Raw genomic sequence first — 26,651 nt, forward strand, 5'->3', positions numbered from 1 at the left:
TCCCTTCCTCACCTGCGGTGCGTCAGCTCTGGCACCCGGGGCAGCACCCTGGCCGGCCGACGAGGAATCTATCGCCATGATTGACTGAGGCATGGGGAAGATCGAGTTCGCGAAGTTGCCGGGCCTACGGATGGCGTACCGCAGCTGGGGCCCGCCGGCCGGACGACCGTTGGTCGCACTGCATGGCGGCTCCACGGACGGTCTCATCTGGGCGGGTCTGGCCGCCGCGCTGGGCGACACGGCTCGGCTGTACGCCCCGGACCTGCCCGGCTACGGCAGCACCGATCACACCGGCCGATACGCCCTGACTGACCTGCGCGATGACGTCCGTGCGCTGCTGGATGCGCTGGCGCTGACCCGGGTGACCCTGGTCGGCCACTCGCTCGGCGCGGTGCTGGCCTACCAGTTCGCTCATGCGTACCCAGACCGGGTGGCCGCCCTGGTCCTGACCGAGCCGCCACCGCCCGTCCCGCTCGGCTTCCGTCTCCCGCCCCGACCCGCCGAGCCGCAGCCCTTCGACTGGGCGGTGCGGGAGACGGTGGTCGCAGAGCTGAACGATCCCGACCCGGCGTGGTGGGACCGGCTGGCGCAGCTCACTGCGGCGACGCTGGTCGTTGCGGGTGGGCCGACCAGCCATCTGCCGCAGGACCAACTCGCCAGGATGGCCGCCCGGCTGCCCGCCGGTGAGTTGCTCACCATTGACGCGGGACACGCCCCGCACATCCATCGACCGGCCGAGTTCCACGCCGCAGTACGGGCGTTCCTGGACCGCACCCTCGGCTGATCCCGGGTCCCGCTGTCGCGCTGGTCGGGAAGAGCCCCTTCCTGTACGGGAGGCGCTGGTAAGGGGGCCCTTCCTTACAGGCGGCCGGCGTCGATGATCCGCTTGAGGAACTGGCGGGTCCTTGGGTGGGTCGGCTCGCCGAGCACCTGGGCGGGTGGCCCGGCCTCGACCACCCGGCCGGCGTCGAGGAAACAGACCTGGTCGGCGACCTCCCGGGCGAAGCCCATCTCGTGGGTGGCCAGCACCATGGTCATCCCGGCGGACTTCAGGTCCCGGATCATCGCCAGCACCTCCCCGACCAGCTCCGGGTCGAGCGCCGAGGTGACCTCGTCGAGCAGCATCAGCCGGGGCGAGTTGGCCAGCGCCCGGACGATCGCCACCCGCTGCTGCTGGCCGCCGGAGAGCCGGTCCGGGTAGGCGTCGGCCTTCCCACCCAGGCCCACCCGGTCGAGCAGTTCCCGGGCCTGCGCCTCGGCCTCGGCCCGCTCCCGCCGGTGCACCCGGCGCGGCGCGAGGGTGACGTTGTCCAGCACGCTCAGGTGCGGAAACAGGTTGTACGACTGGAAGACCATGCCGATGCGCTGGCGGACCCGGTCGGGGTCGACCCGGGGGTCGGAGATCTCCACGCCGTCCAGCTCGATGGTCCCGTCGTCCAGCTCCTCCAGCAGGTTGACGCAGCGCAGCAGGGTCGACTTGCCCGACCCGGACGCGCCGATCAGGGCGACCACCTGGTGGTCCTCGACGGTCAGGTCGAGCCCGTCGAGGACCACCTGACCGCCGAACTCCTTGCGCAGCCCCCGGCAGGTCAGCACGGGCATCTCAGCCTCCGGACTGGCGTCGGGCCGAGCGCAGCGTCACCCAGTCGGTGACCGCGATCAGCGGGATGGCGAGCAGCACGAACAGCACCCCGGCCAGGATGTAGGGGGTGTAGTTGAAGGTCTGCGCGGTGGCGATCTGCGCCGCCCGGACGGCGTCGATCGGGCCGGCCAGGGAGACCAGGCCGACGTCCTTCTGCAACGCCACCACGTCGTTGAGCAGCGGCGGCGCGACCCGTCGGACGGCCTGCGGCAGCACCACGTGCCGCATGGTCTGCCGGTAGGTCAGGCCCAGCGAGCGGGCCGCCGCGAGCTGGCTCGGGTGGATCGACTCGATGCCGGCCCGGAACACCTCCGCCAGGTAGCCGCCGTAGGTGAGCACCAGCGCCAGCCCGCCGAGCACCAGCACCGGGGGCATCCCCTGCAACCGCAGGCCGGGCACGCCGAGGGTGAGCACGTACAGCACGATGATCAGCGGCAGACCCCGGAAGGTGTACGTGTAGCCCGCGGCGAGCGCACGGACCGGGAAGAAGACCGGTCCGCGCAGGGTCCGCAGCAGCGCGATCAGCAGGCCGAGCAGCAGCGCCCCGACGGCGCAGCAGGCCAGCAGCCGGACGTTGAGCCACAGCCCGGCGAGCACGTCCGGCAGGGCGTCCAGGGCGATCTGCGGGTCCAGGAACGACCGGCGGACCCGGTCCCAGCCGGGCGCGCCGGTGACCGCGACGACCAGCAGCGTGCCGAGCACCGCCGTGGAGGCGGCGGCGACCAGCACGCTGCGGGTCGTCTGCCGACGCCGGTACGCGGCCCGCTGCCGCTGCGCGGTCGACGCGACGTGTCGCCGGGGCGCGGCCGGGCTGTCGTGGTGTGGTGACACCCGGCTCACTGGAGTTCGGTCGCCCCCGCCACCTGGGCGAGCCACTTCTGCTCCAGTTGCTTGAGCGTGCCGTCCCCGGAGAGCTCACCGACGGTCTTGCTGACGCACAGGGTGATCGGGGAGTCCTTGTCCAGCAGCAGCCCGAACGCCTCCGGCGCACCCACCTGCGGCAGCTGGCCGACGATGGTGGCTTCGGGCAGCTCCGACCCGGTGATATAGAACGCGGTCGGCAGGTCGACCACCAGACCGTCGAGCTGACCGTTCTGCAGGGCCTTCTTGGCGTCGTCGTTGCTGTTGTAGACCTGCGGCTTCACCGTCGGCTTGATCAGCGCGGTGATCGCCTGGTAGCTGGTGGTGCCCACCTGGGCGCCGAGCTTGGCGTTCTTGAGGTCCGCCACCGACTTCTTCCCGGCGATCTTCGAGGACTTGAGCGCGATGACCGTCTGCCGCACCAGGTAGTACGGGGCGGAGAAGTCGACCGCCTGCTTGCGCTCCTCGGTGATGGAGAACTGGTTGATGTCGAAGTCGAAGGTCTTCGGGCCGGGGGCGATGGCGGTGTCGAACTTGACCCGGGTCCAGGTGACGTCCCCCCGGGCGTAGCCGAGCTTCTCTGCCACCGCGTACGCGACGGCGGCCTCGAAGCCCTCGCCGGTGTCCGGTTTGTTGCCCTTGAACCATGGTTCGTACGCGGGTTCGTCGGTGGCGACGGTGAGCTTGCCCGGCGTCCGGGTCTTCAGGCTGTCCTTGGCGCAGGTGGCCGCCGTGGGGACGGCGTCGGGGGTGGGGGTCACTTCCTGGGGTGCGCATCCGGCCACCGCGACGAGGAGAACGGCGGCGGTGGCGGCGGCGCGGGCACGTGAGCTACTGCTGACCATGGCCGCCAGGATAGAGAAGAGCGCCGATCCCTCGAAGGGTGTCCCATCAGGTAGATGAGAGATCGATGTCCAAACGTGTCCGGTCCGTTGCCGGGGTGCCGTCCGGTCGTCCCGGCTGGGCCGGCACGCCACCGGGCCGGCGGGCGCGTCCCAGCCTGCGGGAACCCGGCGTGGCCGGACGACTCGGCCGGACCCCGGAGCGCACGGCGTCGGGGGGCGGCTGGAAGAATCCGGTCCCGTGAAGACGTTCGAGGAGTTGTTCGCCGAGCTCCAGGCCAAGGCCGCCGCCGGCACGCCGGGCTCGGGCACGGTCGCCGCCCTGTCCAAGGGGGTGCACTTCGTCGGCAAGAAGGTCGTCGAGGAGGCGGCCGAGTCGTGGATGGCCGCCGAGCACGAGGGGCCGGAACGCACCGCCGAGGAGATCTCGCAACTGCTCTACCAGGTGCAGGTGCTGATGCTGGCCAGCGGTCTGGAGCTGAAGGACGTCTACCGACATCTGTGAGTGCGCCCGCGTCGTTGATCTGATCCGATCGAAGGAGCACTCCGTCATGCTGCGTGTCGCCGTACCCAACAAGGGCGCCCTGGCCGAGAAGGCCGCCCAGATGCTGCGCGAGGCGGGCTACCGCCAGCGCACCGACCCCAAGGACCTGGTCTGCCCGGACGAGGCCAACGACATCGAGTTCTTCTACCTGCGCCCGAAGGACATCGCCACCTACGTCGGCTCGGGTGACCTCGACGTCGGGATCACGGGCCGGGACCTGCTGATCGACTCCGGCGCCCCCGCCGAGGAGGTGGTCGACCTGGCCTTCGGCCGGGCCACCTTCCGCTTCGCCGCCCGCCCCCAGGACGTCGGTGACGTGCAGGAGTTGGGCGGGCACCGGATCGCCACCGCGTACCCGGGGCTGGTCGAGCGCTACCTGGCCGACCTGGGCGTCAAGGCCGACGTGATCCGGCTCGATGGCGCGGTGGAGAACGCCATCCGGCTCGGGGTCGCCGACGTCGTCGCCGACGTGGTGGAGACCGGCGCGACGCTGCGCCAGGCCGGGCTGGTGGTCTTCGGGGACCCGCTGCTGCGCTCCTCGGCGGTGCTGGTCCGCCGGGCCGGTGCGCCGGCCCACCCGCAGGCGGAGCAGTTGCTGCGTCGCCTGCACGGGGTGCTGGTGGCCCGCCGGTACGTGATGCTCGCCTACGATGTGCCGGCCGGTCTGCTCGACCGGGCCAGCGCCCTCACCCCGGGCATCGAGTCGCCGACGGTCTCCCCGCTGCACCGGGAGGGCTGGGTCGCCGTGCAGGCGATGGTGCTCCGCGACGACGTGCACCGGATCATGGACGAGCTGTACGAGTTGGGCGCCCGCGCCATCCTGGTCACCAACATCCACGCCTGCCGCCTCTGATCCCGCCACCGGGTGGCGGCGCGGGGGTGGGCTGCGGCGGGTGGCAGACTGGAGCGGTGAGCGACACCGAGTTGATCCGCCTGAAGCCGCGCCGTATCCGGGTCGTCTGTTGGGCCTCGGCGATCGCCCTGCTGGTGGTCTTCAGCCTGGTGGCCACCTCGTTGACCGGGGCGACCGGCGAGGGCTACGGCACCTTTCAGCGCGGTGACCAGTTCGCCATGATCGGCCTCGGGGTGTTCGGCGCGCTGGGCATCCTGCTGTTCACCCGGCCCCGGGTCGAGGCGGACGCCCGGGGGGTGCGGGTGCGCAACATCCTCGGCTCGTACGAGTTGCCCTGGGAGGTGGTGCGGGGGGTGCGCTTCGACCGGGGTGCGCCGTGGGCCAGCCTGGAGCTGCACGACGACGACCTGCTGCCGATGGTGGCGCTCCAGGCCGCCGACAAGGAGATCGCGGTCGACGGGGTGCGCGCGTTGCGCCGGTTGCACCAGGCCCACCTGGCCCGCCTGGGCGGCGCCCCGACCCGGGGCTGAGGATTTTCCACCCCCACTGACCTGCGGGCCCGGTTTGGGGATGGCTGGGGCGGGGGTGTAGTGTTTCGGAGTCGACCAGACTGCCTCCGCCTCCGGCGGTCAGGCGGTCCCGAAGCGGAGCGCCTGCTCCCACCCGAGTCGCCCCAGTCGGTGGCCGGGTCCGGTCACCGGTTCCGGGCATGTCCCGGTGCCGGATGCGCGATCATGTGATCGTGCCGACCGGTCGAGCGGGCCCTGGCATGTGCCGGGGCCTTCTGCTTTCCGAGTCGTCCCCACCCGGGGGCCGCGCGGAGTCGGCCACACAGCAGACTCGACTCGAGGAGGCCCCATCAGCGTCGAACCACGCGTGAACGAGCAGATCCGGGCACGTGAGGTCCGACTGGTCGGCCCTGAGGGTGAGCAGGTGGGCATCGTCCCGCTGGAGCGCGCCCTGCAGCTGGCCGCGGACGTCGACCTGGACCTGGTCGAGGTTGCGCCGATGGCGCGCCCGCCGGTGTGCAAGCTCATGGACTTCGGCAAGTTCAAGTACGAGAGCGCACTCAAGGCGCGCGAAGCGCGGCGTAACCAGCAGCAGACCGTCATCAAGGAGATGAAGCTCCGGCCGAAGATCGACCCGCACGACTACGAGACCAAGAAGGGTCACGTGGTGCGGTTCCTCAAGGCGGGCGACAAGGTCAAGGTGACGATCATGTTCCGTGGTCGGGAGCAGAGCCGCCCGGAGCTGGGTTACCGGCTCCTGCGCCGGCTCGAGTCCGAGATCACGGACCTGGGATACGTCGAGGCCGCTCCGAAGCAGGACGGTCGGAACATGATCATGGTCCTCGCGCCGCACCGGGCCGTGAAGGCCTCCGCGGTCGCCGCCACGGCGTCCCGCACCGGCCCCCGGGACCGGACCGCGGACGAGTCCGCGTCGCCGGCAGACGGCGAGGCCCCGGTGGCCGGCGAGACCGCAGCAGCCGGCGAGACCGGCCCGACCGCTGACACCAGCGGCCAGTAACAGGGAGAAGACGTTCCACATGCCGAAGATGAAGAGCCACACGGGTATGGGCAAGCGGGTCAAGGTGACCGGCAAGGGCAAGATCGTCGCCCAGCAGGCCGGCCTTCGCCACAACCTGGAGAAGAAGCCGTCCACCCAGACCCGGCGGCTGACCGGCACGGTCGAGCTGGCCAAGTCCGACGTCAAGCGCATCAAGAAGCTGCTCGGCCGCTGACGCGCGCCACCTTTACCTAACAAGGAGTTGAGATGGCACGCGTCAAGCGGGCTGTGAACGCCCAGAAGAAGCGTCGTACCCTGCTGGAGACCGCGAGTGGTTACCGCGGTCAGCGCTCCCGGCTGTACCGCAAGGCCAAGGAGCAGGTGCTGCACTCGATGCAGTACGCCTACCGGGACCGTCGTGACCGCAAGGGCGACTTCCGGCAGCTCTGGATCCAGCGCATCAACGCTGGCGCCCGGGCCAACGGCATGACCTACAACCGGCTCATCCAGGGCCTGCGCCTGGCCGGCATCGAGGTCGACCGCAAGATCCTGGCCGACCTGGCCGTCCACGACGCCGCGGCGTTCGCCGCGATCGTCGAGCTGGCCCGGGCCGCCGTGACGGCCGAGGGCACCGGTGGCGCCGCGGCCCAGGCCGCCTGACCCACCCCGGCAGCAGATCGAGGCGTCTCCCATGCAGTCACCAGCGCGCGGGAGGCGCCTCGACGCCGTCGCCGGCCCGTTCACCCCGCGTACCCCCAGGGTGGTCGCCGCCCGGCGGCTGCACCGGCGGCGGGACCGCGACGCGGCGGGCCGCTTCCTCGCCGAGGGGCCGCAGGCGGTCCGCGAGGCGCTCGACCGCACCGGCACGGTCGTGGAACTCTTCGGCACGCCGACCGCCCTGGACCGGCACGCCGACCTGGCGTGCCGGGCCGCCCACGCCGACCTGCCGGTCTCCGAGGTCACCGACGAGGCCCTGGCGGCGCTGACCGAGACCGTCGCCCCGCAGGGGCTGGTCGCCGTCTGCCGGCACCTCGACGTGCCGCTCGCGACCGCCCTGGCGCGCGGACCCCGCCTGGTCGCGGTGCTCGCCGGCATCCGTGACCCGGGCAACGCCGGGACCGTGCTGCGCACCGCCGACGCGGCCGGCGCGGGCGCGGTGGTCTTCGCCGGTGACACCGTCGACCCCTACAACGGCAAGTGCGTGCGGGCCTCCGCCGGCAGCCTCTTCCACGTCGACGTGGTCCGCGCCGCCGACCCCGGGGCCGTGGTCGACGCGCTGCGGGCCGCCGGGCTGGCGGTCCTCGCCACCACCGGGTACGGCGACGACGACCTCGACGACCTCGTCGACCACGGCCGGCTCGCCGCCCCCACCGCCTGGCTGTTCGGGGCCGAGGCGCACGGTCTGCCTGAGGAGTTGACCGCCGTCGCCGACGCCCGGGTCCGGGTGCCGCTGCACGGGCGGGCGGAGAGCCTGAACCTGGCTGCGGCTGCCGCCGTCTGCCTGTACGCTTCAGCCCGAGCACTGCGCTGACCCCGGTCGGCGCACACCCAGCAGGGGAGTCGGTCACGTGCGGAACGCGCCACGGCGTTCGTTTACCCAGCCCGCCGGTGTCGGCGGGCGGCGGGCCTGACCCTTCCCCGCGCGCAACTCCCACCGGCGGGCTGCGGCGAAGCCGCGCGTCCGTAGACTCGCCTAGCCGCCCGGGAGGGTCGGCGCCGCCGTGAGGGAGTGCCCGTACGCCATGAGCTACCGCAACGATCCGTACGACCCGAAGCAGGTCGCCCTGCTCGACCCGGCCGCCCTGGCCGAGGCGGTGGCCACCGCCGAGCAGGCGTTCACCGCCGCCACCGACCCCGACGCGTTGACCGCGCTGCGCCCCGCGCACCTCGGTGACCGGTCCCCGGTGTCGCTGGCCCGCCGGGAGATCGGCGCGCTGCCGCCGGCCGCGAAGTCCGACGCCGGCAAGCGGGTCAACGAGGCCCGCCGGGCGATCGAGTCCGCGTACGCGGCCCGCGCCGAGGTGCTCGACCGGGAGCAGGCCGCCCGGGTGCTGGTCGAGGAGCGGGTCGACGTGACCCTGCCGTACGACCGGCGGCCCCGGGGTGCACGCCACCCGCTGTCGACCCTGATGGAGCAGATCAGCGACCTGTTCGTCGGGATGGGCTACGAGGTGGCCGAGGGTCCCGAGGTCGAGTTGGAGTGGACCAACTTCGACGCGTTGAACATCCCCGCCGACCATCCGGCGCGTGGGTTGATGGACACCTTCCACATCGCACCGCCGGCCGGCGCGGACACCTCCGGCCTGGTGCTGCGCACCCACACCTCGCCGGTGCAGGCGCGCACCATGCTCACCCGCAAGCCCCCCATCTACGTGGTGGTGCCCGGCCGGGTCTACCGCACCGACGAGTTGGACGCCACCCACGCTCCCGTCTTCCACCAGGTCGAGGGCCTGGTGGTGGACCGGGGCATCACGATGGCGCACCTGCGCGGCACCCTCGACCACTTCGCCCGGGCCATGTTCGGCGCGGGGGCGAAGACCCGGTGGCGGCCGCACTACTTCCCGTTCACCGAGCCGTCGGGGGAGTTCGACGTGTGGTTCCCCGAGCACCGCGACGGCCCGCGCTGGGTCGAGTGGGGCGGCTGCGGCATGGTCAACCCGAGGGTGCTGCGGGCCTGCGGCATCGACCCGGAGGTCTACTCCGGGTTCGCGTTCGGCATGGGCATCGACCGGACGGTGATGTTCCGGCACGGGGTCAGCGACATGCGGGACATGGCCGAGGGCGACGTGCGGTTCACCCGCGCGTTCGGGGCCGGGGCGTAGGGCGATGCGGGTACGAGTCACGGAGACGGTGGTCTGAGTCATGCGAGTTTCTGTCAGTTGGCTGCGGGAGTATGTCGATCTCCCCGTCGACCTGCCCACCGAGGATCTGGAACAGGCCCTGGTGGACCTCGGCGTCGAGGTCGAGTCCGTGGTGGACCTGCGCCGCACGGTCACCGGTCCGCTGGTCGTCGGTGAGGTCCGCGAGATCGAGGAGCTGACCGGGTTCAAGAAGCCGATCCGGCACTGCCTGGTCGACGTCGGCGCCGCCAACGGCACCGGCGAGTTGCAGCAGATCGTCTGCGGGGCGCGGAACTTCGCCCCCGGCGACCGGGTCGTGGTGATCCTGCCCGGCGGGGTCCTGCCCGGCGACTTCACCATCGGCGCCCGCAAGACGTACGGCCGGATGTCGGCCGGCATGATCTGCTCGGCGCAGGAGCTGGGGCTGGGTGACGACCACTCCGGCATCATCGTGCTGCCGCCGGACACCGCCGCCCGACCCGGCGACGACGCCCGGCCGGTGGTGGGCCTCGACGACGTCGTGGTCGAGCTGGAGATCACCCCCGACCGGGGGTACGCGTTGAGCGTGCGCGGCATCGCCCGGGAGCTGGCGTACGCCCTGGGGTTGTCCTTCCGTGACCCGGGCCTGGTGCCCGCGCCGGCCGGGACGGACGAGCCGGCGTACCCGGTGCAGTTGCGCGACACCGTCGGCTGTGACCGGTTCGCCGCCCGGATGGTCCGGGGTGTCGACCCGACGGCGACCACGCCCGGCTGGATGCGGCAGCGGCTGACCGTGGCCGGCATCCGCAGCATCTCGCTGCCGGTCGACATCACCAACTACGTGATGCTCGAGTTGGGTCAGCCGATGCACGCCTTCGACGCCGACCGGATCACCGGTCCGCTGGTGGTGCGCCGGGCCGAGGCGGGCGAGAAGGTGACCACGCTGGACGGGGTGGTCCGCGCGCTCACCGCCGAGGACATGGTGATCTGCGACGCCGGGCTGCCCAACTCCCTCGCGGGCGCGGGCGACGGCGTCCCGATCTCGCTGGCCGCGGTGATGGGCGGCGAGACCAGCGAGGTGGTCGGCGGCACCACCAACGTGCTGCTGGAGGCCGCCCACTGGGACCCGGTGATGGTGGGCCGCACCGCCCGCCGGCACAAGCTGTTCAGCGAGGCGGCCAAGCGGTGGGAGCGGGGGGTCGACCCGGCGCTGCCGCTGGTGGCCCTCCAGCGCGCCGTCGAGCTGCTCACCACGCACGGCGGTGGCGAGGCCGGCGCGGAGGTCCTCGACCTCGACCACGTCCGGCCGATGCGCCCCGTCACCCTCCCGGCCGACCTGCCGTCGCGCCGGATCGGGGTGGACTACTCCCCACAGCGGGTGGTCGACCTGCTGGAACAGGTGGGTTGCACGGTGATCCGGGGCGGCGACCGGCTGGCCGAGGACCCGGGGACGGTCGGGACGACCGCCGGTGCCGGCGACGTGCTCACCGTCACCCCGCCGACCTGGCGGCCCGACCTCACCGACCCGGCCGACCTGGTCGAGGAGGTGGTCCGCCTCGACGGCTACGACCGGGTGCCGTCGGTGCTGCCGACCGCGCCGCCCGGCCGGGGTCTGACCTGGCAGCAGCGTCGCCGCCGGGCGGTGGCCCGCTCACTGGCCGAACGCGGCTACGTCGAGGTGCTGGGCCTGCCGTTCGTCGCCCCGGAGCTGGCCGACCAGCTCGGGCTGCCCGCCGACGACCCGCGTCGGCCGGCGGTGCGGCTGGCCAACCCGCTGTCGGAGGAGGAGCCGCTGCTGCGCACCACGCTGCTCGGCCCGCTGCTCGGCATCCTCAAGCGCAACCTGGGCCGGGGCCACCGTGACCTCGCGCTCTATGAGATCGGCACGGTGTTCCACCCGCGGGCCGGGGTGGGTGCGCCGCCGGTCATGGGGGTGGACCGTCGCCCCACCGACGCCGAGTTCGCCGCCGCCGACGCGGTGGTGCCGGCCCAGCCCCGGCACGTCGCGGTGGTGCTCACCGGGGACGTGGACCCGGCCGGCTGGTGGGGTGCGGGCCGCGCCGCCGGCTGGGCCGACGCCGTGGAGGCCGGCCGGGCGGTGCTCGCCGCCGCCGACCTGCCGGCGGACCGGATCGAGGTACGGGCCGCCGAGCACGCCCCCTGGCACCCGGGTCGGTGTGCCGCGCTGCTGGTCGACGGGGTGGTGGTCGGCCACGCCGGTGAGCTGCACCCGACGGTGGTGGCGGCGTTGGAGCTGCCGCGCCGCACCAGCGCCATGGAACTGGACCTGGACGCCCTGCCGGCCGCCCCGGTGGTGTCCGCGCCGACCGTGTCGGGGTTCCCCCCCGCGTTGATCGACGTGGCGTTGGTGCTGGACGAGTCGGTGCCGGCCGCCGAGGTCCGGGCCGCACTGGTCGAGGGGGCCGGTGAGCTGCTGGAGCACGTCCGCCTCTTCGACGTGTACGCCTCGGAGTCGCTCGGCGCGGGCCGCCGGTCGCTGGCGTACAAGCTCACCTTCCGGGCTCCGGACCGGACGCTGACCGTGGAGGAGGCGGTGGCCGCCCGGGACGCCGCCGTCGCCGTCGCCACCCAGCGGTTCGGGGCGACCCTGCGCGGCGCCTGACGCGCACCGGCCTGACGACGGCCCCGATCCGGTAACCGGGTCGGGGCCGTCGCCGTCACGTCTCGTCGGTGATCTCCCCGCAGGCGCGCAGGGCGGCCAGGTCGCGCACGGTGATCCGCCGGTAGTCGGTCTCCACCAGCCCGTCGGCGCGCAGCTCCCTCAGCGCCTTCTGGATCGAGGTCTCGGCGGCCCCGCAGATGGTGGCGAGTTCCGGTTGGGTCAGCCGGACGTCGATGACCACCGCGTCGCGGTCCTGTCGACCGTGTGAGCGGCACAGGTCCGCCACCACCCGGGCCACCCGGATCTTCACCGAGTACGAGGAGAAGTCGATCCGGCGGCGGTTGGACCAGCGCAGCCGGTCGGAGACCATGGCGGCCAGTTCCAGGGCGGCGTTGGGGTGGCCCCGCAGGAAGGTCTTGAACTGTTCGGGCTGGATGACGCTGTAGCTGGTGGGCCCGCAGGTGGTCACGGTCGCCGATCGGGGGCGGTCGTTGAGGGCCGACATCTCGCCCACCAGGTCGCCGCCGACCCGCAGTGCCAGCAGGGCGGTCCGCCCGTCGGGCAGGGACGCCGTGACCTTTGTCAGGCCGTCCTCCAGCAGCACCAGGTGCGCCTCCCGGTGACCCTCGTGGATGAGGATCTGCCCGGCCGGTACCTGACGCCGGACTCCGGACGCCAGCAACGCGGTCCGCACCGGGTCGTCGAGCCGTTGCAGGAAGGTCCCGTACGGCCAGTCGCCGTCGGGCCGGTCGTGTGGTAGCCGCATCAGCATCAGCACCTTCCTCAGCAGACGAGAAGTGTCGAAGCGTATCCGTGTGGATACGCGTCGCACCGCCCCGCTGCGGACCGCGAGAGCCTCGACGACCAGCAGGGCGAGGATCGCGGCGGGGGACACCCCGAGCGCCAGGAGCAGTTCGGTCAGGTTCGTCCACATGCTGGGCAGCAGACCGGATGCCGGCTACCACGACATCTGTCCACGGTGGGATGACCGGATGCCGACAGTCCCGCCGATGCCGTACTTCTGAGGGGTCTGCGGGCGTCGGGCCGGGTTCGATGTGCCCGGTGGTGCCCGCTCGCCGAGCGGGCCGGCGACGAAGGGTGTGCCGGATGCGACATCCCGAACGGCGTCTGCTGGTTTCCGTGGACATGGAGCGGTACAGCCGACGCAGCAATCTTCAGCAGTACGAGGCACAGGAGAACTTCCACACCCTGCTGCATGCGGCGGCGACCGAGGTGGGCCTGGACCGGGTCGCCTGGACCACCCAGCAGGCCGGCGACGGCGAGCTGGCGATCCTGCCCCGCGACGTCCCGGAGTCCCGGGTCATCGGCCGGTTCGTACCGGAACTCAACCGGCGGCTGCGGGCGTTCAACAGCAGCCGGACCGCTCCCGCGCAGATCCGGTTGCGGGTGGCCGTACACCAGGGTCTGGTGCACCTGGACGGGGCCAACGGTTTCCCCGGCCACGCGGTCGTGCACGTCTGCCGGCTCTGCGACGCCACCCCGGTGCGGCAGGCGCTCGCCGCGTTCCCCGACGCGGGGGTCGCGCTGGTCGTCTCGACGGAGATGTACCGCGACGTGGTCTGCGAGTATCCGGAGGAGATGCGGCCGGAACGGTTCCGCCGGATCGAGGTCGAGCACCCGGCGAAGGAGTTCCGGGAGCCCGCCTGGCTCTACGTGGTCGACGAGGACATGTCGTCGTGGCCACCGCCGCAGGAGCCGTCGTCGCCCACCGGGGGACCGCCACCTCCCCGGCCGGACACCGGGTCCGGCACGGCCGGGAAGGACACCGGGGCCGGCACGGCCGGGTCGGGAATCCGCACCGGCGACATCCGGGTGCAGGGGCAGAACGCGATCGGCCCGAACGCGACGGCCATCGGATCGGTCGGCCGCGACGCCGTCTTCGGCGGCGGGAGCGGCGGCCGATGAACGGGACGGCGGATTCGTGGGACCCACCGGACCCGGACGACGTCGAACCGCCCGCACCGGTCGACGCCGCGCCGGACTCCGCCCGCTCCGACGAACGGGGGTCGGACGAGACCGTGGTCGGGCGGCCCGCGCCGACGGATGCGCCCTCGCCGGGGTCGGCCGCCGAGGACGAACCGCAGGACGAGCCGGAGGAGGCACCGGACCCGGCTGCCGTCCTCGCCCGGCTCACCGCACTGCTCGGTGCCCCGTCGAGCATCGGGGTCGGTGACGTACGGGTCCGGGGCCAGAACGCGACCGGTCCGGGGGCTACCGCGATCGGCACCGTGAACATCACCACGGCGACCGTGGGGGCGGGCGGCCGGACCTGGTCGGAGACGCTCAGCGGCACCTGGGTGCGGCAGTTGGCCGACGGCTACGCCCCCGCGCCGAGCGACCAGCGGCTGGACCGGCAGCTCAAACTGCGCCACCTGGTCTGCCTGACCGGCCCCGACGGAACGGGGCGACACACCGCCGGCTGCCTGGCCTCGGCCCGACGCTACGGCTACGACCGGGTCGGCGTGCTCGACGCGGAACACCTGTCGGACCTGTTGGGCGCCGACGCACCCGTTCGGCCCGGCCACGGCTACACCCTGGCGCTCGGCGACGAGGCGGTCCGGGAGTTGGACGGCCTGACCCTGGTGGGACTCGCGGCGAGGTTGGAGACCCTCGGGAGCAGCCTGGTGCTGGTCGGGGACTTCGCGCACCGGGAGCAGGAGTTCACCGGGCAGCTGGTGCCCCACCGCCCGGCGGCCTCGGTGGAGGTGTTCCGGGCGCAACTGCGCCGGCTGCTGCGTGGGCAGTGCGTCGGCTGGTGCGCCGACCACTGCACCGGTGACTGCGTCGACGCGTACGTCGAGGAGGAGTGCGTCCCGCATCCGCTGCTCGCCGCCCACCTGGCCGGCGGTCCGCGCGCCGGTGAGGTCGTCCGGCTGGCGGAGCTGATCGCCCAGGCGCCGCCGCGCGGCGGCGATCTCACCGAACGGCTGGAGCGACTGCTGCCCCGGCAGTTGCGCGAACGTGCCCGACGGGTGCTCTGCGTCGAGGAAGACGGTGTCGACGGGTCGTCCCGGTGGGACGTCGACCAGCGGCGGGCGTTCCGGCTGTCCTGCGCGGTGCTGGCGGGACAGTCGGTGGTGGAGGTCCAGGCGGCGGCCGGACGGTTGCTGACGGGGCCGGCACCGGACACCGACGGCGCGACCACGCCACCGGTGGGGTTCCTCGGTGGGGTGGTCGACCTGCTGCTCGGACCGGTGCTGCGGCAGGCCGTCGTCCTGGTCGACGACGACCGGCTCAGCGGTGGGCGGCGGATCGAGTTCTCGCCCGGCAACGACCAGTTGCGGACCAGCCTCCTGGAGGTCGCCTGGTCGGACTGGTGGCTGCCGGAGCATCTGCTCGGTTGGCTCGCCACCCTGGTGCGCACGGGGTCGCCCGGGGTCCGGGAGGCTGCTGCGGGAGCGGTGGGCTGGTCGGCCCGGCACGGGGTGCGGGTCGCCCTGGAGACCGTGGACCAGTTGGCCCGGGAACGCCGGGCCGGCGTCCGGCAGGCCGCCGCCATCGCGTTGGTCGCCATGGCCATGCAACCGGAGCTGCGCCAGCGCGTACGCACGGAACTGGACCGGTGGGCGTCCGTAGGGCCGGCCCACCTGCGGGACACGGTTGCCCGCGCCTACGCGTTGGGGCTCGCCCGGCTCTGGCCCGACACCGCCCTGCTGCATCTGCGCCAGATCGCCGGGGCGCGGATGCAACGCTGGCACCACTCGGTGGTGCGGGGCCTGGTCGAGGTGCATACGGCCGGTCACCAGGCGACCGTTTTGCCGGCCCTCGCGCAGTGGACCCGGTCGCCGGACCCGGAGGTGTGGCTGCACGCCGGACGGGCGTTGCGGGTGCTCGCCGACCGGTGGGCGCCCGCCCCTCGGGAGCACTGGCCGGAGCTGCTCGATCTGGCGCGGGTCGGCACCGTGTCGACGACCGACCTGGCCGACTGCTGGGCCAACGCGCTCAGCCTGCCCACGACCGCCTACCGCGCGTGGCGCACGCTCGGTTTCTGGCTCAACCGGGCCGACGGTCACCCCGAGGTCGCCGCCCACTGCCTGGAACTGCTCGCTCTGGTGGTGGCGGGCCGGGCACCCCTGCGGCACCGGCTGGACCACCAGCTGAGCCACGTCTGGGGACCCCTGATGCCCCACAACTCCCTGCTCGCCGCCGTACGCCGACTCACCGACGAGGATCACCGATGAACCCGCACCCCAGCACCGCCATGGGCAGCCAACTTCCGGTGCCGCAGCGCCGCCACTGGTGGCAGGGCCTGTTCGGCTCGCCGGCTCCGCTCGAGCCGGTGCCGCCGCTGCCACCGCCGCCGCCCGTCACGGTGTCGTTCCGCCAGGACGTCCCGCATCCGCTGCTGGTGCCGGCGAAGGGGGACGCGTTCGATTTCCGGGTGCACCCCGTGTATCTGTGGACCGGCCGGCGGATGACGTTCGACGAGTTGAAGTTCCGTGCCGAGCGGTATCTCGACTGGGCCGGTGGGATCGTCCGGGAGCGGATCGTGGACGTGTCCCGGGAGTTCGAGCCGCACCGCTCCCATGAGCTGGAGCGGGTGCTCAACGAACGGCTCGCCGGGCAGCGGTGGCCGGCGAACGAGTCGCTGCCGCAGTTCACCGCCCACGTGCGGGTCAGCCCCGACGAGCGGGTGCGTGACCGGCTGCGGCCGTACTGGGAGGAACGGATCCGGCTGGAGTGTGACCACGAGTTGCAGAAGATCCGGGCCCGGCACGTCGACGACCTGACCCGCCGGTGGTGTGCGGTGCTCCAGGCGTTGGAGGCCGATCCGGTGACCGCGCACGCGGCCCGGTTGACCGGGGAGCAGTTCGCCGACGTCTTCCGCCGTTACGTCGACGAGCGTCGCGGAACGGTGCCGGAGCTGGTGGCCCTGCTGCGGGAGGCGGTCCGGGGACACCACGACCTCAACCTGGGCCCGTCGGAGTACACCGAGGCCTGGGACGTGGCGCTGCGGACCTACCAGCGGCAGCACGGGTTGGCCGAGCGGGCGAACTGAGCCGGTGGTCGGGTCCCGGGCCGGCAAGCCGGGACCCGGCCACCTCTGGGTCGGTCGACGTAGCCAGGACAGCAGGTTCGCCCAGGGTGGTCGGGGCGTGACCGATGGTCAGGTTTATCATTTACATGCGGACGGATGTATTAACTTGCATCCAGCGCAGGTGCGGACTAGCCTTCTCTGCATAGTCATGCGGAGGTAGGAATGGGTATCCGAGTTGCGGTCGCCGGAGCGAGTGGTTACGCCGGGGGCGAGCTGCTGCGCCTGATCGCCGGTCATCCCGAGTTCGACCTGGTCACCGCCACCGCCCACCGTCAGGCCGGTGCGCCGGTCACCGCCGTACACCCGCAGCTCGTGGGGTTGGACCTGGTGTTCGCGGCGACCGATGCGGCGACGCTGGCCGACGCGGACCTGGTCTTCCTGGCCCTGCCGCACGGCGAGTCGGCGGCGCTCGCCGCCGAACTGCCCGAGTCGGTGCGGGTGGTCGACCTCGGCGCCGACCACCGGCTGCGCGACGCCGACGCCTGGTCCCGCTACTACGGCGGCCCGCACGCCGGGGCGTGGACGTACGGCCTGCCGGAGCTGCCCGGCCAGCGGTCCGCGATCGCCGGGGCGACCCGGGTCGCCAACACCGGCTGCTACGCCGTCGCCATCACCCTGGCCCTCGCGCCGCTGATCGCCGCCGGTGCGGTCTCGCCGGCCGACGTGGTCGTGGTCGCCGCCTCCGGCACCTCCGGGGCCGGGCGGGCCGCCAAGACGCACCTGCTCGGCAGCGAGGTGATGGGGGACCTGTCGCCCTACAAGGTCGGTGCCCACCAGCACGTCCCGGAGATCAAGCAGGCCACCGGCGCGACCGGGCTGTCGCTGACCCCGGTGCTGGCCCCGATGCCGCGCGGCATCCTCGCCACCGTCACCGCCGTGCCCACCGGCGACGCCGACCCGCGTGCGGTGCTGGCCGACGCGTACGCCGACGCGCCGTTCGTGCACCTGCTGCCCGAGGGGGCGTGGCCGCACACCGCCGCCACCGCCGGGGCGAACTCCTGCCACCTCCAGGCCACCGTCGACGTCGACTCCGGCCGGGTGATCGTGGTCAGCGCCATCGACAACCTCGGCAAGGGCGCCGCCGGCCAGGCGGTGCAGAACGCCAACCTGATGCTCGGCCTGCCCGAAACCACCGGCCTGCCCCTCTTTGGAGTTGCCCCGTGAGCGCGAGGAGCGCAGCGCAGCGGAGCCCCGCAGTCGCGAACGAAAGGTCGGTTCGGGTGAGCGCGAGGAGCGCAGCGCAGCGGAGCCCCGCAGTCGCGAACGAAAGGCATGCACTGTGAGTGTCACCGCCCCTCGGGGGTTTCGTGCGGCCGGAGTCGCAGCCGGGTTGAAGAGCGGCGGGGCCACCGACGTGGCCCTGGTCGTCAACGACGGCCCGGACGCCGGGGTCGCCGGCGTCTTCACCACCAACCGGGTCAGGGCCGCGCCGGTGCGCTGGACCCAGCAGGTCGTCCGGGGCGGTGTGGTCCGCGCCGTGGTGCTCAACTCCGGCGGGGCGAACGCCTGCACCGGCCCGGCTGGCTTCCAGGACACCCACGCCACGGCCGAGCACACTGCCGCCGCGCTCACCGCGTCCAGCCCCCGGCTGCGGCTCGGTGCCGGTGACGTGGCGGTCTGCTCGACCGGCCTGATCGGTGAGCGGCTGCCGATGGACAAGCTGCTTCCCGGGGTGCGTACCGCGATCCGGGGACTGGCCCGCGACGGCGGTCCGGCCGCCGCCGTGGCGATCATGACGACGGACACCCGGCCGAAGACCACCGTCGTGCGGGGGGCCGGCTGGACGGTGGGCGGAATGGCCAAGGGGGCCGGGATGCTCGCCCCCGGCATGGCCACCATGCTGTGCGTGCTGACCACCGACGCGGTGGCCGGGCCGGAGCTGCTGGACGCCGCGTTGCGGGCCGCCACCCGGGTCACCTTCGACCGGGTCGACTCCGACGGGTGCATGTCCACCAACGACACGGTGCTGCTGCTGTCCAGCGGGGCGTCCGGGGTGGAGCCCGACGAGGCCGAGCTGACCGCCGCCGTCACCGCCGCCTGCCACGACCTGGCCCAGCAGTTGGTGGCCGACGCCGAGGGGGCGACCAAGCAGGTCGCCATCGAGGTGGTCGGTGCCGCCGACGAGGACGACGCGGTCGAGGTGGGCCGGTCGGTAGCCCGCAACAACCTGGTCAAGACCGCGCTGTTCGGCAACGACCCGAACTGGGGTCGGATCCTCGCGGCGGTCGGCACCACCGCCGCCGCGTTCGACCCGGACGCGGTGGACGTGGCGGTCAACGGGATCTGGGTGTGCCGTGGCGGTGCCGCCGCGGAGGACCGGTCCAAGGTCGACCTGACCGGGCGGGATGTCACCATCCGCATCAACCTGCACGCGGGTGCGGCGGCGGCGACGATCTGGACCAACGACCTGTCGCACGCGTACGTGCACGAGAACTCGGCGTACTCGACATGAGCCTGTCCGCGGATCTCACCCGGGCCCAGGTGAAGGCCGAGACGCTGATCGAGGCGCTGCCCTGGCTGGCCCGTTTCTCCGGGGCCACCGTGGTGGTCAAGTACGGCGGCAATGCGATGGTCGACCCGGCCCTGCAACGGGCCTTCGCCGCCGACATGGTCTTCCTCCGGTACGCCGGGCTCAAGCCGGTCGTGGTGCACGGCGGCGGGCCGCAGATCTCGGCGATGCTCGGTCGACTCGGCATCGCCAGCGAGTTCAAGGGTGGCCTGCGGGTCACCACCCCGGAGGCGATGGACGTCGTCCGGATGGTGCTGGTCGGCCAGGTCGGCCGGGAACTGGTGGGCCTGATCAACGCGCACGGCCCGTTCGCCGTCGGCCTGTCCGGGGAGGACGCCGGCCTGTTCACCGCCGTGCGGCGGCCCGCCTGGGTCGACGGCGAGGCGGTCGACGTCGGTCAGGTCGGTGACGTGGAGTCGGTGGACGTCTCGGCGGTGACCGACCTGATCGCGGCCGGCCGGATCCCGGTCATCTCCACCGTCGCGCCGGACGTCGACGGGGTGTTGCACAACCTCAACGCCGACACCGCCGCCGCCGCGTTGGCGATCGCCCTGCACGCCCGCAAGCTGGTCGTCCTCACCGACGTCGCCGGTTTGTACGCCGACTGGCCGGACACCACCAGCCTGGTCAGCGAGATCGACGCCGACGTGTTGGCGGCGCTGCTGCCGTCCCTGGAAGCGGGGATGGTGCCCAAAATGGAGGCCTGCCTGCGGGCGGTGCGCGGGGGAGTGCCCGCCGCGCACGTCGTCGACGGTCGGGTCGCGCACTCCACTCTGCTGGAGGTCTTCACCTCGGAGGGGTTCGGCACGATGGTCGTCGACACCCCGTCCGGGTCCACCCACGAGGAAGGCACGGTCGGCGCATGAGCACGCTGGTGCAACGCTGGGGTGAGTCCATGATGGACAACTACGGCACCCCGCCGCTGGCGCTGGTCTCCGGCTCCGGGGCGGTCGTCGTCGACGAGGCCGGCCGGGAGTACGTCGACCTGCTCGGCGGGATCGCGGTCAACGCGCTCGGGCACGCCCACCCCGCCGTGGTGGCCGCCGTCTCCAAACAGATCGCCACCCTCGGCCACGTCTCCAACCTGTTCGTGGCGGAACCCCCGGTGGCCCTCGCGGAGCTGCTGCTGGCGTTGGCCGGCCGGCCCGGCCGGGTGTTCTTCGCCAACTCCGGCGCCGAGGTCAACGAGGCCGCGTTCAAGCTGTCCCGGCTCACCGGCCGGTCGCACGTCGTGGCCACCATCGGCGGTTTCCACGGCCGCACCATGGGGGCACTGGCGTTGACCGGCCAACCGGCGAAGGCCGACCCGTTCCGCCCGCTGCCCGGCGACGTCGACCACGTCCCGTACGGCGACGTGGCGGCGCTGGCGGCGGCCGTCACCGACGCCACCGCGATGGTGATCCTGGAGCCGGTCCAGGGCGAGAACGGGGTGGTCGTCCCGCCGCCCGGCTACCTGGCCGAGGCGCGGCGCATCACCGCCCGGCACGGGGCCCTGCTGGTGCTCGACGAGGTGCAGACCGGCATCGGACGCACCGGTCACTGGTTCGCCCACCAGGCCGACGGGGTGGAGCCGGACGTCATCACCCTGGCCAAGGGGCTGGGCGGTGGGTTGCCCATCGGCGCGTGCCTGGCCTTCGGTCGGGCCGCCGATCTGCTCCGGGCCGGTTCGCACGGCACCACCTTCGGCGGCAACCCGGTCAGCTGCGCCGCCGCCCTCGCGGTGGTCTCCACCATCGCCGGCGAGGGCCTGCTCGACCACGTCAAGCGCACCGGTGAACGGCTGCGTCGGGGCGTCGAGGCGCTGGGCCACCCGCTGGTGGCCGAGGTACGCGGAGCCGGGCTGCTGCTCGGCATCGTGCTCGCCGCACCGGTCGCCGGCCCGGTGGCCGGCGCGCTGCGCACGGCGGGGTTCCTGGTCAACCCGGTCCAGCCGGGGGTGATCCGGCTCGCCCCGCCGCTGATCCTCACCGGCGAGCAGGTCGACGCGTTCCTGGCCGCCCTCCCCGCTGCCCTCGACGCTGCCGCCCTCGACGCTGCCGCCCTTCCGGCCGCCGCTGCCCTCGACACCGCGGTTGCCCCTGCCGACGGCACGCCGGCCGCGCCGGGGGCGCAGACCCGCGCCGTGGCACCACCCACTCCCACCCCGACCCCGACGGAGACCCGCACATGATCCGGCACCTGCTGGCCGACGACGACCTCACCCCGGCCGAACAGTCGGCCGTGCTCGACCTGGCCGCCCGGATGAAGGCCGACCGGTTCGGGTTCACCCCGCTGGCCGGGCCGCGTTCGGTGGCGGTGCTGTTCGACAAACAGAGCCTGCGGACCCGGATCTCCTTCGACGCCGGCATCGCCGAACTCGGCGGTCACCCGCTCGTGGTGGACACCCAGGTCACCCACTTCGGTCGGGGCGAGACACTCGCCGACGCCGGCCGGGTGCTGTCCCGCTACGTCGCCGCCATCGTGCTGCGTACCCACGGCGACGACCGGATCGCCGAGGTCGCCTCGCACGCAGGCGTGCCGGTGATCAACGCGCTCACCGACGGCTACCACCCGTGCCAGCTCCTCGCCGACCTGCTCACCGTCCGCGAGCACTGCGGCGGCACCGCCGGGCGGACCCTGGCGTACGTGGGGGACGCGGCGAACAACCTGTCGCACTCGTACCTGCTGGCCGGGGCGACCGCCGGGATGCACGTGCGGGTCGCCGGGCCGGCCGGGTTCCAACCCGATCCGGGGGTGCTGGACCGGGCCGGGAAGATCGCCGCGGGCACCGGCGGGTCGGTACGGGCACTTGTCGATCCGGTCGAGGCGGTCCGGGACGCCGACGTGGTCGCCACCGACACCTGGACCTCGATGGGCCAGGAGGACGACGGGCTGGACCGGATCACCCCGTTCCTGCCCTACCAGGTCAACGCCGCGCTGCTCGGTCACGCCGGGCCGGATGTGAAGGTGCTGCACTGCCTGCCCGCCCACCGGGACGAGGAGATCACCAGCGAGGTGCTCGACGGCCCGCACAGCGTGGTCTTCGACCAGGCGGAGAATCGGCTGCACGCCCAGAAGGCGCTGCTGACCTTTCTCCTGGAGGCATCCTCATCATGACCGCCCCGACCCGCGCCGCCCGGCACGCCCGCATCGTCGAGTTGATCCGGGCCAGGGCGATCCGCTCCCAGACCGAGCTGGCCGACCTGCTCGCCGCCGACGGGGTGCAGGTCACCCAGGCCACCCTCTCCCGGGATCTGGAGGAGTTGGGCGCGGTGAAGGCCCGGGGCGGGGACGGGCGGGCCGGCTACCTGATCCCCGAGGACGGCCACCGGCCGCTGCGCGACGCCGAGGCGGCCCCCGCCCGGCTGATCCGGCTGCTGCGGGAGCTGCTCAACGGGGTCGACTCCAGCGGCAACATCGCCGTGCTGCGTACCCCGCCGGGTGCGGCGCACTACCTGGCCAGCGCCGTGGACCGGGCGGGCCTGACCGAGGTCGTCGGCACCATCGCCGGTGACGACACCATCCTGGTGGTGGCCCGCGAGGCCGACGGTGGGGCCGCGCTTGGCGACAAGCTCGCCGGGTGGGCCCGCCGCGACGAGGCCGGGGAAGGAAACACCCCGTGACCGCACCGGTCACGGGTTTCCGTACGACGGACGAGCCGGTGCCGGGAGTGAACCCCGCAGTCGGTGAGCGAAAGGTGAGCACTGCCAGAATGAGCGGCGTGGACGACAAGAGCCTGACCGAGAACAGCGCCGCGACGAACCGGACGAGCCTGTGGGGTGGCCGGTTCGCCGGTGGCCCCGCCGAGGCCCTGGCGCGGCTGTCGGTGAGCGTCCAGTTCGACTGGCGTCTCGCCCCGTACGACATCGCGGGTTCCCGCGCGCACGCCCGGGTGCTGGCGGGCGCGGGGTTGCTCGACCCCGACGAGCTGGGGCGGATCCTGGCGGCGTTGGACGACCTGGAGGCGGCCTGCGCGTCCGGGCAGTTCCGCCCGACGATCGACGACGAGGACGTGCACACCGCGCTGGAGCGGGGCCTGCTGGAGCGGCTCGGCAGCCTCGGCGGCAAGCTGCGCGCCGGCCGGTCCCGCAACGACCAGGTCGCCACCGACCTGCGGCTCTATCTGCGCGACCACGCCCGGGGGGTGGCCGCCCGGCTGGTGGAGCTGGCCGAGGCCCTGGTGGAGCAGGCGGAACGGCACGTCGACACGGCCGCGCCGGGGATGACCCACCTCCAGCACGCCCAGCCGGTCACCTTCGGGCACTGGCTGCTGGCCCACGTCCAGCCGCTGCTGCGGGACCTGGAGCGGCTGCGCGACTGGGACCACCGTACGGCGATCAGCCCGCTCGGCGCGGGCGCGCTGGCCGGCTCGGGCCTGCCGCTGGACCCGGTGGCTGTCTCCAAGGAGCTGGGTTTCCGGACGTCCTTCGCCAACTCCATGGACGCGGTCGCCGATCGGGATTTCGTCGCCGAGTTCCTCTTCGTCACCGCGCTCGTCGGGGTGCACCTGTCCCGCCTCGGCGAGGAGGTGGTGCTCTGGACGTCGCACGAGTTCGGTTGGGTCGAGCTGGACGACGCGTTCGCCACCGGGTCGTCGATCATGCCGCAGAAGAAGAACGCTGACATCGCCGAGCTGGCCCGGGGCAAGTCCGGTCGGCTGGTCGGCGGTCTGATGAGCGTGCTCACCATGCTCAAGGGCCTGCCGTTGGCCTACGACCGGGACATGCAGGAGGACAAGGAGCCCGCGTTCGACGCGGTCGACACCCTGGAGCTGCTGCTCCCGGCGCTGGCCGGGATGATCTCCACGATGACCGTCCGGGTGGACCGCCTGGTCGCCGCCGCGCCGGTGGGCTTCTCGCTCGCCACCGAGGTCGCCGACTGGCTGGTCCGGCGCAACGTGCCGTTCCGCGACGCGCACGAGATCACCGGCAAACTGGTGGCGCTCTGCGCGGCCCGCGACTGTGCCCTCGACGAGGTCTCCGACGCCGACCTGGCGGCGGTCAGCGAGCACCTCGACCCGTCGGTGCGTGACGTGCTGTCGGTCCGTTCGGCGCTGGCCGCCCGGATCACCCCCGGCTCGACCGGCCCCGGCCCGGTCGCCGACCAGCTCGCCGCCGCGTCCGACCAGCTCACCGGCTGGCGGGAGTGGGCTGCCGAGCGGGTCGTACCCCGCTGATCTGACGCGTGCCGGTCGTCCGCGCCCCGCAACGCGGGGGCGGACGACCGGACCTGGGCCGGCTGGCCGCCGCTGCGGGCGTCCGCGCCGAACGGCCCTCCGGTGTGGACGGTGATCAGGCAGGGGCGCTCGGGTAGGAGATGCCGCCGCCCAGGTCCAGCGCGTTCCATCCGGCCCGGCCGACGTACCGCCCGGGCCGTAGTTGCGGCCGGTCGTCGCGGGCGGTCCGCCCCCGTCGCCGGGCTCGCCCCCGTCGCCGGGCTCGCCCCCGTCGCCGGGCTCGCCGTCGTCGCTGGGCTCGCCGTCGTCGCGGCGGCTGTGACCGTCGCGGCGTGCCGTTTTCGTCGCGCTGGCGGTTGCGGTGCGTGAGCGAGCACCTCCCGTTGCGGAGAGCAATGTTCCTCCGGCGAACACCATGACACCTTCGCGCCCTTTGCTCTGCTGCCCAATTCGCGCCACGCCGCTGACCAGGTGAATTGTTGGAGCTGGCATGACGGTTCGGCGCGGGAGGCTGTGACGCTAAGTGCCTGTCGCGTCGAGGTCAGCAGAGCAAAGGGGCGGCAGGGGGGTAATGGGTGGTTGCGCGTTCACTACTCTCAGTATCGAGCGGCGAGCCTGGGGTGGTGGGGCCGCAGCCGACCAGGCGGTCCCAGCGGGTCAGGCGGTTCCAGCGCCTCAGGCGGGTCAGGCGGTTCCAGCGCCTCAGGCGGGTCAGGCGGTTCCAGCGGGTCAGGCGGTGCTGGGTGGGTCAGGCGGTGCGGGCGGCCAGGCGTTCGTGGCGTTGCTTGGCCGCCTGCGCGCTGCCCAGGCCGAGCCCAAACGCGATCGCCTGCCAGGTCAGTCCGCGGGCCCGGGCCATCGTCAGCAGGCCCACCTCCAGCGCGTCGAGTTCGGCGCGCAGGTGTGGCAACAGGGTCAGCGCGGCGGTGAGGTCCGCGTCGTCGACGGGCTCCTCGTCGACCTCCCGGGCCGCCCCGCCGGCGGCAAGCGCGGTGACCACCGAGACGGCCTCCCACGGGTCGGCCAGGTACGGGTTGGTGTGCCGGCGTCGTCGTGCGTCGGTGTCGGCGTGCCGGGTGCTGATCCGGTGCAGCGCGGCGTAGGTCCGCTCGGCTCGGGCGCGGGCCGCGTCAGGTGCGCTGAAGGTGTCGGTCATGGCACCCATTCCATGTTGACAACTATCCGTTGTCAATACAATGTTTAAGCAATCCGTCGGGCTGCCCACCGTGACGACCGGCCGGCATGACGACGTCTGCCTGCCCCGGATACCGGCGGGAACACGGTCCTCGGTTTGCCGATCTTCCGCAGGTGCCGTTATCTGGAGCGGTGGACTACCCGTGGCTGCACGCCCCCGCCGCCGAGGTGGCCGAGACGGCGCGCACGCTGCTCGGCTGGGAACTCGCCGCCGGTGGCGTCCGGATCAGGCTGACCGAGGTCGAGGCGTACGCCGGCACCGGCGAGGACCCGGCGTCGCACGCCCACCGGGGACCCACCCCCCGGACCAGGGTGATGTTCGGGCCGGCCGGGCACGCCTACACGTACTTCGTGTTCGGCATGCACTGGTGTCTCAATATCGTCTGCGGTCGCGACGGTGAGGCGGCGGCCGTACTGCTGCGGGCCGGGGAGGTGGTCGACGGGCTACCGACGGCCCGCACCCGCCGGGGGGACGTCGCCGACCGGGACCTGGCCCGGGGGCCGGCCCGGCTGGCCGTCGCGCTCGACGTCACCGCGTCTGCCAACGGCACCTGCGTGCTCGACGGGAGCGGTCCCCTGCTGCTGAGCCCGCCGACCCGCCCGGTCGCCCGCGCCGAGGTCACCGCCGGTCCCCGGGTCGGGGTGGCCGCCGCCCACGACGTGCCGTGGCGTTTCTGGATCACCGGCGACCCGACGGTCAGCGCCTACCGCCGGCACGTGCCCCGCCGGCGCGGCTGACCCCGGCCCACCATGCCGACCGCCGACGGTGGGCCGGAGACCGACGGTGGGCCGACCGCCGGCGGCGGGCCGACCGGCCGATGGTGGGCCGACGGTGAGCTGGGGTCGACGGTGGGCCGGGGCCGATGGGGGGGGGGCGGAGCCAAACAGAGGACGGAGACAAAAGAAACAAAAAACCAACAAAAAACCACAAAAAAAACAAAAAACCCCACCCGCCCCCCCCCCCCACCCCCCCCACCACCAACAAACCCACCCAACAAAAAAACACCCCCCCCACCAAACCCCACCACCCCCCCCCCCCCCCCC

26 protein-coding genes are annotated in these 26,651 nt (G+C 73.0%); 21 read left to right on the forward strand and 5 right to left on the reverse strand.

Annotated features, from left to right (window positions below):
- The first annotated feature begins 91 nt into the window (after positions 1-91).
- Positions 92-784: an alpha/beta fold hydrolase gene (locus AB0B63_RS29870; RefSeq protein ID WP_357024802.1), complete on the forward strand. Its 693-nt coding sequence runs from the start codon at positions 92-94 to the stop codon at positions 782-784.
- A gap of 74 nt (positions 785-858) precedes the next feature.
- Here the strand turns inward: AB0B63_RS29870 and AB0B63_RS29875 are convergent, their stop codons facing one another.
- Genes AB0B63_RS29875 through AB0B63_RS29885 form a run of 3 tightly spaced genes read right to left on the reverse strand, consistent with a single transcriptional unit; the run spans position 859 to position 3,348 of the window.
- Entirely contained in the window at positions 859-1,602 is a 744-nt protein-coding gene (locus AB0B63_RS29875) for an amino acid ABC transporter ATP-binding protein (protein WP_357024805.1), read from the reverse strand.
- 1 nt (position 1,603) lies between these two features.
- Positions 1,604-2,473 (reverse strand): amino acid ABC transporter permease, encoded by an 870-nt coding sequence (locus AB0B63_RS29880; RefSeq protein WP_357024808.1) that lies wholly within the window; start codon positions 2,471-2,473, stop codon positions 1,604-1,606.
- Between the two features lie 5 nt (positions 2,474-2,478).
- Entirely contained in the window at positions 2,479-3,348 is an 870-nt protein-coding gene (locus AB0B63_RS29885) for a transporter substrate-binding domain-containing protein (protein WP_208570179.1), read from the reverse strand.
- Between the two features lie 238 nt (positions 3,349-3,586).
- Here AB0B63_RS29885 and AB0B63_RS29890 point away from each other — a divergent pair, with 238 nt between their 5' ends.
- The 9 genes from AB0B63_RS29890 (at position 3,587) to pheT (ending at position 11,690) form a co-directional block, all read left to right on the forward strand.
- Positions 3,587-3,850, forward strand: coding sequence for a phosphoribosyl-ATP diphosphatase (locus AB0B63_RS29890; protein ID WP_132265090.1), 264 nt, complete (start codon positions 3,587-3,589; stop codon positions 3,848-3,850).
- Between the two features lie 46 nt (positions 3,851-3,896).
- On the forward strand, positions 3,897-4,742 hold the full coding sequence (gene hisG / locus AB0B63_RS29895) for an ATP phosphoribosyltransferase (RefSeq protein WP_208570180.1): 846 nt from the start codon (positions 3,897-3,899) through the stop codon (positions 4,740-4,742).
- A 56-nt stretch (positions 4,743-4,798) separates the two neighbouring features.
- Entirely contained in the window at positions 4,799-5,272 is a 474-nt protein-coding gene (locus AB0B63_RS29900; RefSeq protein WP_208570181.1) for a PH domain-containing protein, read from the forward strand.
- 346 nt (positions 5,273-5,618) lie between these two features.
- Complete coding sequence (gene infC, locus AB0B63_RS29905) at positions 5,619-6,269, forward strand: translation initiation factor IF-3 (protein ID WP_357024813.1); 651 nt, start codon at positions 5,619-5,621, stop codon at positions 6,267-6,269.
- A 19-nt stretch (positions 6,270-6,288) separates the two neighbouring features.
- Entirely contained in the window at positions 6,289-6,483 is a 195-nt protein-coding gene (rpmI, locus tag AB0B63_RS29910; protein WP_088645193.1) for a 50S ribosomal protein L35, read from the forward strand.
- A 32-nt stretch (positions 6,484-6,515) separates the two neighbouring features.
- Positions 6,516-6,908 (forward strand): 50S ribosomal protein L20, encoded by a 393-nt coding sequence (gene rplT, locus AB0B63_RS29915; RefSeq protein ID WP_067305147.1) that lies wholly within the window; start codon positions 6,516-6,518, stop codon positions 6,906-6,908.
- A gap of 31 nt (positions 6,909-6,939) precedes the next feature.
- Entirely contained in the window at positions 6,940-7,779 is an 840-nt protein-coding gene (locus tag AB0B63_RS29920; RefSeq protein WP_357024817.1) for an RNA methyltransferase, read from the forward strand.
- 211 nt (positions 7,780-7,990) lie between these two features.
- Positions 7,991-9,070: a phenylalanine--tRNA ligase subunit alpha gene (gene pheS / locus AB0B63_RS29925; protein WP_219469765.1), complete on the forward strand. Its 1,080-nt coding sequence runs from the start codon at positions 7,991-7,993 to the stop codon at positions 9,068-9,070.
- A gap of 40 nt (positions 9,071-9,110) precedes the next feature.
- A complete protein-coding gene (gene pheT, locus AB0B63_RS29930; protein ID WP_357024822.1) occupies positions 9,111-11,690 on the forward strand; it encodes a phenylalanine--tRNA ligase subunit beta in 2,580 nt (859 codons plus the stop codon).
- Between the two features lie 55 nt (positions 11,691-11,745).
- Here the strand turns inward: pheT and AB0B63_RS29935 are convergent, their stop codons facing one another.
- Positions 11,746-12,624, reverse strand: a complete 879-nt coding sequence (locus tag AB0B63_RS29935; protein WP_244253374.1) for a Crp/Fnr family transcriptional regulator — start codon at positions 12,622-12,624, stop codon at positions 11,746-11,748.
- Positions 12,625-12,797: 173 nt separating this feature from the next.
- Between AB0B63_RS29935 and AB0B63_RS29940 the strand changes: the two genes are divergently transcribed.
- The 10 genes from AB0B63_RS29940 (at position 12,798) to argH (ending at position 24,413) form a co-directional block, all read left to right on the forward strand.
- Complete coding sequence (locus tag AB0B63_RS29940) at positions 12,798-13,616, forward strand: hypothetical protein (protein ID WP_357024825.1); 819 nt, start codon at positions 12,798-12,800, stop codon at positions 13,614-13,616.
- Positions 13,613-15,892 (forward strand): hypothetical protein, encoded by a 2,280-nt coding sequence (locus AB0B63_RS29945; protein ID WP_357024828.1) that lies wholly within the window; start codon positions 13,613-13,615, stop codon positions 15,890-15,892. Before AB0B63_RS29940 ends, AB0B63_RS29945 begins: the two co-directional genes overlap by 4 nt.
- Complete coding sequence (locus AB0B63_RS29950; protein WP_357024831.1) at positions 15,889-16,710, forward strand: hypothetical protein; 822 nt, start codon at positions 15,889-15,891, stop codon at positions 16,708-16,710. The genes AB0B63_RS29945 and AB0B63_RS29950 overlap by 4 nt, the downstream gene beginning before the upstream one ends.
- A 201-nt stretch (positions 16,711-16,911) precedes the next feature.
- Positions 16,912-17,913, forward strand: a complete 1,002-nt coding sequence (argC, locus tag AB0B63_RS29955; protein ID WP_357024834.1) for an N-acetyl-gamma-glutamyl-phosphate reductase — start codon at positions 16,912-16,914, stop codon at positions 17,911-17,913.
- 115 nt (positions 17,914-18,028) lie between these two features.
- Complete coding sequence (gene argJ / locus AB0B63_RS29960) at positions 18,029-19,201, forward strand: bifunctional glutamate N-acetyltransferase/amino-acid acetyltransferase ArgJ (protein ID WP_357024837.1); 1,173 nt, start codon at positions 18,029-18,031, stop codon at positions 19,199-19,201.
- Complete coding sequence (gene argB, locus AB0B63_RS29965) at positions 19,198-20,124, forward strand: acetylglutamate kinase (protein ID WP_357024840.1); 927 nt, start codon at positions 19,198-19,200, stop codon at positions 20,122-20,124. The genes argJ and argB overlap by 4 nt, the downstream gene beginning before the upstream one ends.
- Positions 20,121-21,428, forward strand: a complete 1,308-nt coding sequence (locus AB0B63_RS29970) for an acetylornithine transaminase (RefSeq protein WP_357024843.1) — start codon at positions 20,121-20,123, stop codon at positions 21,426-21,428. Before argB ends, AB0B63_RS29970 begins: the two co-directional genes overlap by 4 nt.
- Positions 21,425-22,354, forward strand: coding sequence for an ornithine carbamoyltransferase (argF, locus tag AB0B63_RS29975; protein WP_208570192.1), 930 nt, complete (start codon positions 21,425-21,427; stop codon positions 22,352-22,354). Before AB0B63_RS29970 ends, argF begins: the two co-directional genes overlap by 4 nt.
- Positions 22,351-22,860, forward strand: coding sequence for an arginine repressor (locus tag AB0B63_RS29980; protein ID WP_208570193.1), 510 nt, complete (start codon positions 22,351-22,353; stop codon positions 22,858-22,860). The genes argF and AB0B63_RS29980 overlap by 4 nt, the downstream gene beginning before the upstream one ends.
- Before the next feature lie 89 nt (positions 22,861-22,949).
- Positions 22,950-24,413: an argininosuccinate lyase gene (argH, locus tag AB0B63_RS29985; protein ID WP_219469788.1), complete on the forward strand. Its 1,464-nt coding sequence runs from the start codon at positions 22,950-22,952 to the stop codon at positions 24,411-24,413.
- 748 nt (positions 24,414-25,161) lie between these two features.
- Here the strand turns inward: argH and AB0B63_RS29990 are convergent.
- Entirely contained in the window at positions 25,162-25,569 is a 408-nt protein-coding gene (locus AB0B63_RS29990) for a DNA-binding protein (RefSeq protein ID WP_357024847.1), read from the reverse strand.
- A gap of 170 nt (positions 25,570-25,739) precedes the next feature.
- Between AB0B63_RS29990 and AB0B63_RS29995 the strand changes: the two genes are divergently transcribed.
- Positions 25,740-26,345 (forward strand): DNA-3-methyladenine glycosylase, encoded by a 606-nt coding sequence (locus tag AB0B63_RS29995; protein ID WP_357024857.1) that lies wholly within the window; start codon positions 25,740-25,742, stop codon positions 26,343-26,345.
- Positions 26,346-26,651: the final 306 nt, after the last annotated feature.

Origin of the sequence: Micromonospora sp. NPDC049081 (assembly GCF_040648835.1) — a bacterium.
In the GTDB taxonomy this organism is placed as follows: Bacteria; Actinomycetota; Actinomycetes; order Mycobacteriales; family Micromonosporaceae; genus Micromonospora; species Micromonospora antibiotica.